The sequence below is a fragment of the Escherichia sp. KTE172 genome (genome assembly GCF_000408845.1).
Lineage (GTDB): Bacteria > Pseudomonadota > Gammaproteobacteria > Enterobacterales > Enterobacteriaceae > Escherichia > Escherichia coli.
Genome location: NZ_KE137316.1, coordinates 1,105,076 through 1,118,543, shown reverse-complemented (window position 1 = coordinate 1,118,543; position 13,468 = coordinate 1,105,076). Strand labels below are relative to the sequence as shown.

The 13,468-nt window shown below is 54.8% G+C and carries 9 protein-coding genes; 1 reads left to right on the top strand and 8 read right to left on the bottom strand.

The features are described 5' to 3' along the window. Positions 1–139: 139 nt before the first annotated feature. The 8 genes from yegQ to mdtA all read right to left on the bottom strand — a co-directional run bounded on the left by yegQ (position 140) and on the right by mdtA (position 13,143). The gene (yegQ, locus tag G434_RS18200) at positions 140–1,501 is read right to left on the bottom strand and encodes a prephenate-dependent tRNA uridine(34) hydroxylase TrhP (protein WP_000476039.1); all 1,362 of its coding nucleotides are present in this window, start codon (positions 1,499–1,501) and stop codon (positions 140–142) included. A 147-nt stretch (positions 1,502–1,648) separates the two neighbouring features. Then, positions 1,649–1,981, bottom strand: coding sequence for a YegP family protein (locus tag G434_RS18205; protein WP_000929408.1), 333 nt, complete (start codon positions 1,979–1,981; stop codon positions 1,649–1,651). Positions 1,982–2,160: 179 nt separating this feature from the next. After that, positions 2,161–2,883 (bottom strand): envelope stress response regulator BaeR, encoded by a 723-nt coding sequence (gene baeR, locus G434_RS18210; protein WP_000137877.1) that lies wholly within the window; start codon positions 2,881–2,883, stop codon positions 2,161–2,163. Further along, the gene (gene baeS, locus G434_RS18215) at positions 2,880–4,283 is read right to left on the bottom strand and encodes an envelope stress sensor histidine kinase BaeS (RefSeq protein ID WP_000675148.1); all 1,404 of its coding nucleotides are present in this window, start codon (positions 4,281–4,283) and stop codon (positions 2,880–2,882) included. The genes baeR and baeS overlap by 4 nt, the downstream gene beginning before the upstream one ends. Next, positions 4,280–5,695: an MFS transporter gene (locus G434_RS18220; RefSeq protein WP_000130817.1), complete on the bottom strand. Its 1,416-nt coding sequence runs from the start codon at positions 5,693–5,695 to the stop codon at positions 4,280–4,282. The genes baeS and G434_RS18220 overlap by 4 nt, the downstream gene beginning before the upstream one ends. Next, a complete protein-coding gene (mdtC, locus tag G434_RS18225; RefSeq protein ID WP_000667525.1) occupies positions 5,696–8,773 on the bottom strand; it encodes a multidrug efflux RND transporter permease subunit MdtC in 3,078 nt (1,025 codons plus the stop codon). Further along, the gene (gene mdtB, locus G434_RS18230) at positions 8,774–11,896 is read right to left on the bottom strand and encodes a multidrug efflux RND transporter permease subunit MdtB (RefSeq protein ID WP_001197910.1); all 3,123 of its coding nucleotides are present in this window, start codon (positions 11,894–11,896) and stop codon (positions 8,774–8,776) included. After that, positions 11,896–13,143, bottom strand: coding sequence for a multidrug efflux RND transporter subunit MdtA (mdtA, locus tag G434_RS18235; RefSeq protein WP_000678993.1), 1,248 nt, complete (start codon positions 13,141–13,143; stop codon positions 11,896–11,898). Before mdtA ends, mdtB begins: the two co-directional genes overlap by 1 nt. Positions 13,144–13,421: 278 nt before the next feature. On the opposite strand from mdtA, the gene G434_RS30290 reads away from it, so the two are divergent. Beyond that, positions 13,422–13,468: type I toxin-antitoxin system Ibs family toxin (locus G434_RS30290; RefSeq protein ID WP_157779319.1), on the top strand; the 47-nt coding region annotated here is incomplete at its 3' end.

The window sequence follows — 13,468 nt, the reverse complement described above, 5'->3', positions numbered from 1 at the left end:
GGCTAAGGAGGTGGTTCCTGGTACAGCTAGCATTTTATGGGTTATGTTTTTCAGCGAAACGGATGATAACCTTAATAAATGCAGCTGTATGTGATCGGTTTCTAAGAATTTTCCATCCGGGAAAAATAATCGAAATTAATCACTTACCGTGGGGGTTACGCGTGGTTTCCCCGGAGAAATTACGCATCAGGAGCGCGTAATTTAGCTCAAGATCCTGCGGGACCGGGAGCCACACAGTATAACCATCGCCTGGTGCGACCGGCATAGCTTCACCTTTGGCGTTTTCCATGTGCTCAAGGGTAAAGTTAATGTTGCCTTGCGGCGTCATCAGCTCAAGGCTGTCACCAACGGAGAATTTATTTTTCACCGCTACCGCCGCGAGGTCGCCCTTGCGCTCACCGGTAAACTCACCAACAAACTGCTGGCGGTCAGAAACTGAATAACCGTATTCGTAGTTCTGATAATCGTCGTGAGTATGACGACGCAGGAAACCTTCGGTATAGCCACGATGCGCCAGACCTTCCAGAGTTTCCAGCAGGCTGGTATCGAATGGTTTTCCCGCAGCTGCGTCATCGATAGCTTTACGGTAAACCTGCGCGGTGCGTGCGCAATAGTAGAAAGATTTGGTACGGCCTTCGATTTTCAGCGAATGCACTCCCATTTTGGTCAGGCGTTCTACATGGGCGATGGCGCGCAGATCTTTCGAGTTCATGATGTAAGTGCCGTGCTCATCTTCAAACGCGGTCATATACTCGCCCGGACGCTGGGCCTCTTCGATCATAAACACTTTGTCGGTTGGTGCGCCGATACCCAGCGTCGGCTCAACATTTTGCACCGGAATCGGCTCGTACTTGTGTACGATGTTGCCAACGTCATCTTCTTTCCCTTCCTGGACGTTGTATTCCCAGCGGCAGGCGTTGGTGCAGGTGCCCTGGTTCGGGTCGCGCTTGTTGATATAGCCAGAGAGCAGGCAGCGACCGGAGTAGGCCATGCACAGCGCGCCGTGAACGAAGATCTCTACCTCCATATCCGGCACCTGATTGCGGATCTCTTCAATCTCTTCCAGCGACAGCTCGCGAGAGAGGATCACGCGGGTCAGGCCCATTTGCTGCCAGAATTTCACCGTCGCCCAGTTCACGGCGTTAGCCTGTACCGAGAGATGGATCGGCATTTCAGGGAAGTGCTCACGCACCAGCATAATCAGCCCTGGATCGGACATAATCAGCGCATCCGGCCCCATTTCCACCACCGGTTTCAGGTCACGGATAAAGGTTTTCAGCTTGGCGTTGTGCGGTGCAATGTTGACCACGACATAAAACTTTTTCCCCAGCGCGTGGGCTTCATTGATGCCGAGCTGGAGATTTTCGTGGTTAAATTCGTTGTTGCGCACACGCAGGGAGTAACGCGGCTGGCCCGCATAAACAGCATCTGCGCCATAAGCGAAAGCGTAACGCATATTTTTCAGCGTTCCCGCCGGGGAAAGGAGTTCCGGTTTAAACATAATTCTCTCGTTCTGATGACAGGTCAGATCCGCTTCACCTGATGAAGCGGCCAGGGGAGTGCCCCCACTTTAAGGGCGGGCATTGTAGCGCTGTAGGGGGGAGCTGGTAAAGCGCCGGACGCCAACAACCCACGCCCGGCATCGTAATTACGTATTGTCTTTCACCGTCTGGCTTGTGCCATTGGCTTTAACGGAGGCAATTCCGGTTTCACGAGATTGCGCGGTGGCGTACATCTGGCTGGAGCCGATAATTTGATGATTAGCGGCTTTCAGATTGAAATAGAATTTGCCGTTGCTTGCCGTTTTTTTCTCATAGCGTTCTTCTTGCGGGCTGTTGCTACGCACCGACGCGATGCCCTTTTCCGCAGAGGCTTTTGAGGTATACAGCTCGCTGGTAAGGATAGTCTCACCATTGCCCGCTTTTAGCACAAACCGAAATTGATTATCACTGCTTTTACTGAGTTCAAACCAACCAGCCATAATGACTCCTTGATTGAAATTGCGTATCGAAAACAGCATCTAAAAGGACTGTTTACCGATTAAAGTATGAGCGATTTTCTGGTGCCTGCCAGGGCGGAGAGATAATGTCAGTTTGCTGACCATGCGTGGGATTATGTTGCCGGATGCGGCGTGAATGCCTTCTCCGGCAGGTAAAAATGTTAAACGATGCGGCAGGCGTCGGCTTCCCAGCGGTAACCGACGCCGTAAACGGCACGGATAAAGGACTGTTCGGCGTCGAGAGATTCCAGCTTGCGGCGCAGGTTTTTAATGTGGCTGTCGATGGTGCGGTCGGTTACTACGCGGTAGTCGTCATAAAGATGATTGAGCAATTGCTCGCGGGAGAACACTTTTCCTGGTTCATGAGAGAGCGTTTTCAGCAGACGAAATTCCGCAGGCGTCAGGTCAAGCATTTTACCGCGCCATGAAGCCTGAAAACGACCTTCGTCGATAATCAACGGGCTTTCAGCATCCTGTTGCTGCAACTCACGCTGCGGTTTGCAACGGCGCAAAATGGTTTTGACGCGCGCTACCACTTCCCGTGGGCTGTACGGCTTACAGATATAATCATCTGCGCCAATCTCCAGTCCGAGCAGGCGGTCGATCTCTTCTATTTTTGCCGTCACCATCACGATAGGAATGTCAGAAAAACGACGAATTTCCCGGCACAGCGTCAAGCCATCGGTGCCAGGGAGCATCAGATCCAACAGGATCAGATCCGGTGGTGTCTGGCGCACATACGGCAGTACCTGATCGCCGTGGCTGATAAGCGTCGGCGCATAGCTCGCAGCACGCAGATAATCAATGAGCAACTGTCCCAGCTTCGGTTCATCTTCCACGATCAAAATACGCGGTGTGTTTTCGTCGATTGGTAACTCGGTCATACTTCTCTCTGTAAATCCCGTTCCAGCGGTAACTCTACTGTAATGCTTACCCCGCCAAAAGGCGAATGGGCAGCAATAATGCGACCATTATGTGCTTCAACAATGTTCAGGCAAATCGCCAGCCCCAGCCCGGAACCGCCGCTGGCTCGGTTGCGGGAACCTTCGGTGCGATAAAAACGTTCAAACAATTTTTGTAGCTGATCGTCACTGACGCCCGGCGCGCTGTCGGCAAAGGTCAGTCGCACCGTTTTGTCGTGCTGCCCGGCAGAGATTTTCAGGCTACCGCCGCTGTCAGTGTAGCGCAGGCTGTTTTCCAGTAAGTTATTGAATAACTGCATTAAACGGTCGCGATCGCCAAATACGGTAATACTGTCTGGCAGGGAAAATTGCAGTTTCAGGCCACGGCTGGCGAATCGTTCGCGAAATGCGCCGCCCGCCACTTCCAGCAGTGGGATCAAATCTACCGGTGCTTTTTGATAGGCGAGAGCGCCTTCATCAGACATCGACAACTGATGGAGATCGTCAACCAGTTTGGTCAGTGTACCGACCTCCGCCTGTAAAGACGCCACCGTCTCCGGCGTGAATTTACGCACGCCATCCTGAATGGCTTCCAGTTCACCGCGCAGCACCGCTAATGGCGTACGCAGTTCGTGAGAAATATCGGCCATAAAATCGCGCCGCATTTGCTGGTTTTTCTCCAGCGTGCTGGCAAGCTGGTTGAAGTCTTGCGCCAGTTTGCCCAGTTCATCTTCACTGGTGGGCGTTACGCGGGTAGTGAAATCGCCCGCCGCCAGTTTGTGCGTGCCGTCCACCAGCCGTTTTACCGGTGCCAGCAAACCACGCGCCAGCAGAAAGGTAGCGAGTGCCGCGAGTAACGTTGCCAGAGCAACAATCAGCCAGCTGGTTTGCCGCTGTTGTTTATCGAAATTGATATCAGTATTGCGGGTCAGTCGCTCAACAGGGGAGGCAATCACCGCACCCACTTCCGCACCGTTGACCAGAATGGGTCGCCGTGTACCGTCAGGTGGAATCGGCGCTCGCGGACCAACCAGCACTTTGTTGTTTTGATCGACCACCCAGAACTGGGTACGCCAGCCGTGCGGCGGCATACCCGGGCCGGGTTTATCTTCCGAATTATCGTGTTCAAATGAACGCAAGATCTGAAAGACAAAGCGATCATTGTTGCGCAGGAAGCGCCAGTTGCCATGCTGCGCATACTGCTCGCCAAGCGCATCACTTAACAGTTGTAATCGCTGTTCATTACCATGCTTGATGTAATCAATAAAGCCACGCTCAAAACTGATACGCACCGCCCAGTGCATACTGATCAGCAAGACAATGCAGGTGGCGAAAATCGCCAGAAACAGTTTGCCGGTAATACCGGGTCGCCAGAACTTCATTGCGCGCTCCTTTTTCGCCGCGAAATAGCTACATTTTGATGCGTATCGTTCGGCACTCTGGCAAAGATGAACGCCGGAAGGGCGATGATAAACGCCATGCTAAGCCAGGTGTACATAAAGACGGTTTGTGTGGTGCCGCTGTCGACGCTGACATGCTGCGAACCAAAAAGTCCCAGCAACAGCCCGGCGATGGTGACGCCGATACTCATCGACAATTGCATAATCATCGACAGCAGACTATTGCCGCTGCTCGCCAGATTGTCCGGGAGATCTTTCAGCGTCAGGGTGTTCATGGAGGAGAAACGCGTCGAGTTGACCATCCCTTGTAAAAACAGGACGAACGGCAAAACGTAGTACCAGCCCAGCAGAGCGGTAGTCATAAACAACAGGGTGACCAGCGACAGACCCAGCGTGGTTGCCACCAGTACCCGACGATAACCAAAGCGATTCACTACCTGTACCACAATTCGCTTCATCCCCATGCTGCCGAGCACCATCGGGATCATCATCAGTCCGGCATGAAACGGTGAGAAGCCAAGGCCAATTTGCAGGAAAACCGGTGTCATAAAGGGCAACATGCCGCTACCGATACGTCCGGCAAAACTCCCCGCCAGGCCCAGCGAAAAGGTACGAGTGCGGAACAGTTTCAGACTGAAAAGAGCGCGGTTGTTATTTCTGGCGTGCAGCAGATAAAGCACCAGTGCTACCACGCCAACAGCGACCAGGCCAGTAATCGCCAGCGGCGATAAACCTGTACCTTTACTGCCATCCAGCGCCAGGGTTAATACCGCCATGCCAATCGCCAGCAATAAAAAGCCGGAGAGATCGAAGCGCCGCGTCTGCATGGTGTAGTTCGGCATTAACATTAGTGTGGCGATCGCGCCGATAATTCCCACCGGAATGTTGATCAAAAAGATCCAGTGCCACGACGCGTACTCCACCAGCAGGCCGCCGAGCGCCGGACCGAGCAGCGGACCGACCTGACCGGGTAACGTGACAAAGGTCATCGCCGCCATATATTGCTCGCGCGGTACGATTTTCATCACCGTCAACCTGCCGACCGGCACCATCATCGCACCGCCAACGCCCTGTAACGCGCGTGCCAGCAACAGTTCGTTCAGCGTGCCGGAAAGTGCGCAAAATAGTGAACCGAGAGTAAACAGCACGATGGCGGTAAAGAAAATATTGCGCACGCCGACTTTGTCCGCCAGCCAGCCGCTGGCAGGCAACATCACCGCCACGGTCAGCACATAAGAGACAATGACCATGTGCATATGCAACGGACTTTCCCCGAGGCTTTGCGCCATTGAGGGAAGCGCGGTGTTGACGATGGTGGTGTCCAGCGACTGCATAAAGAAGCCGAAAGCCACAATCCACAATTGCCAGCGGGTGTTGTCGGGAAGATCTGTCATTTACTCTGTTACCGTTTGTTTAGGTTTACGCGAAAAACGCAGCCGCAGACGGTCGAAAAAGAGATACACCACCGGCGTGGTATACAGCGTCAGAAGCTGGCTCATTACCAGACCGCCGACAATGGTGATCCCCAGGGGTTGGCGCAGCTCCGAGCCGTCACCGCCCGACAACACCAGCGGCAGCGCACCAAACAGCGCCGCCAGGGTAGTCATCATAATCGGGCGAAAACGCAGCAGACAGGCCTGGAAAATAGCTTCCTGCGGCGTCAGGTTACCGTGCCGTTGGGCTTCAAGCGCAAAATCGACCATCATAATGGCGTTTTTCTTCACGATGCCGATTAATAGCATGATCCCTATCAGGGCGATTAGGCTGAACGGGGCATTGAACAGCTCCAGCGCCAGCAGCGCTCCAACGCCCGCCGAGGGCAGGGTGGAGAGAATCGTCAGCGGATGTACGTAACTCTCGTAAAGGATACCCAGCACGATATACACCGTGGCGATGGCGGCGATAATCAGAATCACCTGCGAGTTCATCGTCTCCTGGAACACCTGCGCCGTGCCGGCAAAACTGCCGCGTACCGTCGAAGGCACACCAAGCTGGGTCATTGCGCGATCGATCGCCGCACTGGCGTCCGAGAGCGATTTCCCGGTCGGCAGGTTAAACGAAATGGTCGAGGCTGCCGATAATCCCTGATGATTCACCGACAGCGGAGCATTCGCCGGTTGCCATTTAGCGAAATACGACAGCGGGATCGCTTTTCCTTCGTTATTGATAACGAACATTTTTTCCAGCGCACTGATGTCCTGGGTATAGCGCGGATCCACTTCCATCACCACTTTATACTGGTTCATCGGCTGGTAAATGGTCGAGATCTGCCGCTGACCGAAGGCGTTATTTAACAGGCTGTTGGCGGCCTGCACGTCGATTCCCAGCCGTGCCATGGTGTCGCGGTCGTAAACCAGATTCATCTCCGCGCCGTTATCCTGCTGATCGGAGTTCACGTCCGCCAGTTCCGGCAACGTCGCCAGTTTTTTGCGGATTTTCGGCTCCCATTCGCGCAGTGCCGCCAGGTCGTCGGATAACAACGTGTACTGGTAGCTGGCGTTCGACTGACGCCCACCAACGCGAATATCCTGTACCGCCATCAGGAACAGATTCGCCCCCGGTTCTTTCGCCAGCTTTACGCGCAGACGGTCGATAATTTGCTGCGCCGTTTCGCTGCGTTCGTCGTGTGGCTTGAGGGTGATAAACATCATCCCACTGTTCACCCGCGAACCGCCGGTAAAGCCGGTGACATTATCCACCGCCGGATCGTCACGGATAATTTTCATAAAATCCTGCAACTTGCCGCGCATCGCCTGAAACGAAATACTCTGATCCGCCTGTATCCCGCCCATCAGTACGCCAGTGTCCTGCTCCGGGAAGAAGGTTTTCGGGATCGAGATATATAGCCAGATATTCAGCGCAATGGTGCCAAGCAACACCACGCCCACCAGACGGGTATGATTAAGCCCCCATTTCAGCGACTTACCATAGCCTTGTTGCAGGGCTACCAACATGCGACCAAAACCACGTAGTCGCTTTTGCTCGCGCGGCTTGCTGGCTTTTAGCATCCAGCCGCACATCATCGGCGTTAGCGTCAGGGAAACCAGCAACGAAATCCCAATGGCGACAGAAAGCGTCACGGCAAATTCGCGTAACAGTCGGCCCGGCAATCCGCCCATCAACAGCAGCGGCAGGAACACCGCCACCAGTGACAGACTCATCGACAGCACCGTAAAACCGACTTCGCGAGTGCCTTGCAGCGCGGCCTGTAGCGGTTTCATCCCCGCCTCCAGATGACGGGCGATGTTTTCCAGCACCACGATGGCGTCATCCACCACGAAACCAGTAGCGATGGTGAGCGCCATTAACGAAAGATTATTGAGACTGAATCCGCACAGGTACATCGCCGCAAACGTACCAATCAGCGAAACCGGCACCGCAACGGCGGGAATAATAGTGGCGCGACCCGAGCGCAGGAATAAAAAGACCACCAGAATCACCAGCGCCACCGAGATAATCAGCGTTTGCTCGACTTCTTCCAGCGAGGCGCGAATGGTGGGGGAGCGATCCTGAGCAATTTGCAGATCAATCGCCGCCGGAATGGTTTCCTGCAACTCCGGTAATTTTGCCCGGATGCTGTCTACCGTCTGGATAATATTGGCTTCCGGCAGCTTGCGGATCATCAGCAAAATAGCCGGTTTGGCGTTGGTCATCCCGGCGTTGCGCACATCCTGCACTGAGTCGGTCACCGTCGCTACATCGCCCAGACGAACCGCGCCGCCGTTGTTGTAATGAATAATCAGCGGCTGATATTCAGCGGCAGTTTTCAGTTCATCGTTAGTCTGGATCTGCCAGCGGTGAGTGCCATCTTCCAGCGCCCCTTGCGGTTTACGCACGTTGGCATTGCTGATGGCAGTGCGTACGTCGTCCAGCGAGACGCCCTGATTAAACAGCGCCTGCGGGTTCAGCCCGACGCGCACCGCAGGTAGCGAGCTGCCGCCAACATCGACATCACCGACACCGTCGATTTGCGAAATCGTCGGAGCCAGCTGCGTCGAGGCAAAATCGTACAGTTCACCTTGCGAATAAGTATCGGATGTTAGCGTCAGGATCATAATTGGCGCATCCGACGGGTTCGCTTTGCGATAGGTCGGACGGCTTGGCATCCCGCTGGGCAGCAAACTTTGCGCGGCGTTGATCGCCGCTTGCACATCGCGCGCTGCGCCGTTGATATCGCGGTCAAAATCAAACTGCAAAATAATGCGCGTGCTGCCGAGCGAACTGCTGGAGGTCATTTCACTGACCCCGGCAATGCGCCCAAGCGAACGTTCCAGCGGCGTGGCAACGGAAGACGCCATTGTTTCTGGTGACGCACCGGGCAGCGAGGCGCTGACCATAATCACCGGAAAATCGACCTGCGGCAGTGGGGCGACCGGCAGCATACGGAAGCCCAGTATGCCGCACAGGGTAATGGCGACCGACAGTAAAATCGTCGCCACCGGGCGGTAAATGAAGAGGGCAAAAAACTTCACTTACGCCTCCTCTTCATGACGAGCAAAGCGGCTTTTGGTCCACAATGCCAGGCGGTCGAACAGCAAATAAATCACCGGCGTGGTAAACAGCGTCAGCACCTGGCTGACTATCAGACCGCCGACCATGCCGATACCTAACGGACGACGCAGTTCCGCGCCGACCCCGGTACTTAACATCAGCGGCAACGCGCCAAGCAGAGCCGCCAGAGTAGTCATCAGGATCGGACGAAAACGCAACAGACAAGCCTGGTAGATTGCATCGCGCGGCGACATGCCTTGCTCGCGCTCAGCAGCCAGCGCGAAGTCGATCATCATGATGGCGTTCTTCTTCACGATACCGATCAGCAAAATAATGCCGATAATGGCGATTACATCCAGTTCGCTACCGGCAATCAGCAACGCCAGCAGTGCGCCGACCCCTGCCGTTGGCAACGTCGAGAGAATGGTGATCGGGTGAATAAAGCTTTCGTAAAGAATGCCGAGTACGATATACATCGCCACCACCGCCGCGACAATCAGCCAGACAGTGCTGCCCAGCGCCGACTGGAAGGCGAGGGTGCTGCCCTGGAACTGCGTGGTGATATCCACCGGCAGATTCAGCGTCTTTTCGGTGTCCATAATCGCCTGCACCGCATCGCCCAGCGAATAGTTATCTGGCACGTTAAAGGAGATGGTCGTTACCGGGAACTGATCCAGATGGTTGATGGAGAGCGGCGCAAAACGCTGCTCAATTTTGGCAATTGAGCTTAACGGCACCACGCCACCGTCGCTGCTGGTCAGGCGAATGGTATCCAGCGCCGCGAGGCCTGGGGTATTTTCAGTGTTGTGTTCCAGCACCACGCGATACTGGTTAGCCTGAGTATAAATAGTGGAAATCAGCCGCTGACCAAACGCGTTGTACAGGGCGTTATCGACATCCGCCATGTTGATCCCCAGACGGCTGGCGCTGTCGCGATCAACATTGACATACGCCACCAGCCCTTTGTCCTGCCAGTCGCTGGAGACATCAGAAAGCTGTGGCAGTTGCTGGAGTTTTTCCATCAACTGTGGCACCCAGGTACTGAGCGCATCCAGTGACGTGGCCTGCAAGGTAAACTGGTACTGGGTGCGGCTGACCTGAGTATCGATGGTCAGGTCCTGCGTTGGTTGCAGGAAGAGATCGACGCCCGGCACTTTATCCACCGCCGTTTGCAGACGGGCGATGACTTTTTGCACCCGATCATCACGTTCATCCAACGGTTTGAGGTTGATCTGCAAACGCGCACTGTTCAGCGACGGGTTAGTGCCATCAACGCCAACAAATGAGGTCAGACTTTGCACTGCCGGATCCTGCAAAATCACATCCGCGACCTGGCGTTGCCGCTGGGCCATATTGGTAAAGGAGCTGGATTGCGGTGCCTGCAAAGTACCCTGAATAATGCCGTTGTCCTGTACCGGGAAGAAACCTTTCGGAATAAACACCCACAAGAGAACGCTAAGCAGCAGCGTGCTGAGCGCTACGCTTAAAGTCAGCCACGGATGATTCAGCACTTTCGCCAGTCCGCGACCATAGGCGGCGATTATCCTTTCGAACATTTTCTCTGAGGCACGGGAGAAGCGGTTCTGTTTACGCAGCGACTCCTGGCTGAGCATCCGTGCGCACATCATCGGCGTCAGGGTCAGCGACACCACGGCTGAGATCAAAATCGCTACCGCCAGTGTAATAGCAAATTCGCGGAACAGTCGCCCGACGATATCGCCCATAAACAGCAGTGGGATCAACACCGCAATCAGTGAGAAGGTCAGCGAGATAATGGTAAAACCGATTTCACCTGCGCCTTTGAGCGCCGCCGCCAGCGGTTTTTCGCCTTTTTCGATATAGCGGGAAATGTTTTCGATCACCACGATGGCGTCATCGACCACGAATCCGGTGGCGATAGTTAACGCCATCAGCGTCAGGTTATTGATTGAAAAATCGAGAAACACCATAACCGCAAAGGTGCCAATTAACGACAGCGGCACTGCGACGCCAGGAATGATGGTCGCCGGAATATTGCGCAAAAACAGGTAGATAATCATGACTACCAGCGCGATAGCCATCATCAGTTCAAACTGGGTATCGTTGACCGATGCGCGGATATTGGTGGTACGGTCAGAAAGTACCGTCACCTTCACCGATTTCGGCAGACTCTCGGTGAGCTGTGGCAGCATCTGCCGGATGCTGTCGGCGGTGGAGATAATGTTAGCACCGGGCTGGCGCTGAACATTCATCACAATGGCCTGTTCTTTATTTGCCCACGCCCCAAGCCAGCTATTTTCTGCACCTTGCTCTACGGTTGCGACATCGCCCAGACGAATCGGTGCGCCGTTCTGGTAGGCGATGATTAGCTGGCGATATTCTTCGGCGGATTGCATCTGGTCGTTCGCGGAAAGCGTGACCGCACGGGAAGGGCCGTCGAGGCTACCTTTAGCCGAGTTAACGTTAGCACCGGTAATGGCGGTGCGCACGGTTTCGCTGGTCAGGCCGAGGGCGGCAATCGCCTGGGCGTTAAGTTTGACGCGAACAGCCGGACGCTGGCCGCCGGAAAGCGTCACCAGGCCGACGCCGGAAATCTGCGAGATTTTCTGCGCGACGCGGGTTTCCACCATATCTTCCACTTGCGTCATCGGCATGGCGGTTGAGGTGACAGCGAGCGTCATGATTGGCGGATCTGCCGGGTTCACTTTGCTGTAAACCGGCGGGTTAGGCAGATCGCTCGGCAACAGGTTGGTCGCAGCGTTAATCGCGGCCTGCACTTCCTGCTCGGCGACATCCAGCGGTAATGTTAGCTGGAACTGCAAAGTGATAACTGACGCACCGCCGGAACTTTGCGACGACATCTGTTTCAGGCCGGACATCTGCCCGAACTGGCGTTCGAGCGGTGCGGTAACGGCAGAGGTCATGACATCTGGGCTGGCACCTGGGTAGAGGGTGACCACCTGAATGGTTGGATAGTCCACTTCCGGCAGCGCCGAAACGGGCAGGGCACGATAACCGATAATCCCGGCGAGTAAGATCGCCACCATCAGCAGCGTGGTGGCGACAGGACGCATAATAAACAGGCGCGACGGGCCGCCTGTGCTGCTCGGGGGTAACACCTGCATCAGGAGCGTGCTCCTTTTTTCGCGTATTCGCGGCTGGTGGCTTTCTCTTCCGAAGTGGTGGCGCTTTGAGCTTCTACCACTTCCACTTTCGCCCCTTCGGTCAGGCGATCAATTCCGTCCGTCACTACGCGGTCGCCCGCAGAAATACCTGCGCGGATCACCACTTTCTGACTGTCCTGAATGCCCGGCGTCACCAGATGTTTGCTGACCTTGTTTTCGCTATTCAGCACCCAGACAAAATGGCCTTCATTGCCCATTTGCAGGGCGGCGGTGGGGATCACCACGGCGTTTTGTTCGGTGTCGACTAACATACGCGCGTTAACAAACTGATTGGGAAACAGTGCATCATCCTGATTATTAAAGCGTGCTTTCACTTTAATCGTACCGGTAGTGGCATCGATTTGGTTATCGAGGCTTAACAGCGTGCCTTCACTTAATTTCTTCGAGTTGGTGCGATCCCAGGCTTCAACAACCAGCGGTTTTCCGGCTTTTTGCGCCTGTACTACGGTAGCGATATCGCTTTCCGGCAGGGTAAAGACTAAATCGATAGGGTGCGTCTGGGTGATCACCACAATCCCGGTGGTATCACCACTGGAGATTTGGTTACCAACATCAACCTGCTTGAGACCAACGCGACCATCGACTGGTGCGGTGATGCGGCTCCAGTCGAGTTGCAGCTGCGCGCTGGCGACGCTTGCTTCATCAGCCTTAATGGTGCCTTCGGTTTCACTGACCAGCGCCTGTTGGGCATCCAGCTCCTGACGAGATACGAGATTGGTTTTTACCAGTTGTTGATAACGCGCCAGGTCACGGCGGGCGTTGGCAAGCGTGGCTTTATCTTTTGCCAGTTGGCCCTGGGCTTGTGCTAATGCAACTTTGAACTGGCTTGGGTCAATTTCTGCCAGTAAATCGCCTGCTTTGACCTGCTGGCCTTCCTGGAAATGTAACGCTATCAGTTGGCCGTCCACGCGGCTGCGCACCGTAACGGTATTAGCGGCGGTAATGGTGCCAAGCCCGGTGAGGTAACGCGGAACTGCCTGTTCTACGGCGGTCGCCGCCTGAACCGGGGCTAATGGGCCGGAACGCATACCACGGCGACCACCCGCTGGCGATTGCTGCGCTTGTTTCGTCGCCCCTGGGGCTGCACTCCGGGAGTCATTGCGGCCTTGCCAGAACCAGAATGCGGCGATGGCGGCGATAACCACCACGATTACGATTACCCAACGGGATTTATAACTGCCTTTCATCGTTAAGAGTTTCTCTTCCTGAAACGTTTCGCGGAATGATACTAGTGTAGCCAGCCAATAAGGGAGAAAAATGGAGGAATTATGAAACACTGTCGGGAATCGTCTGAATGACGGGCACATTTGCGAGCACGCATCCAGTAATAACACATGAAACTATTTTATCTACGCGTTAGCGATAGACTGCTTGCATGGCGAAAGGAGGTAAGCCGACGATTTCAGCGGGACGCTGAAACGGGAAAGCCCCTCCCGAGGAAGGGGCCTTAAATAAGGAAAGGGTCATGATGAAGCTACTCATCATCGTGGTGCTCTTAGTGATTAGCTACCC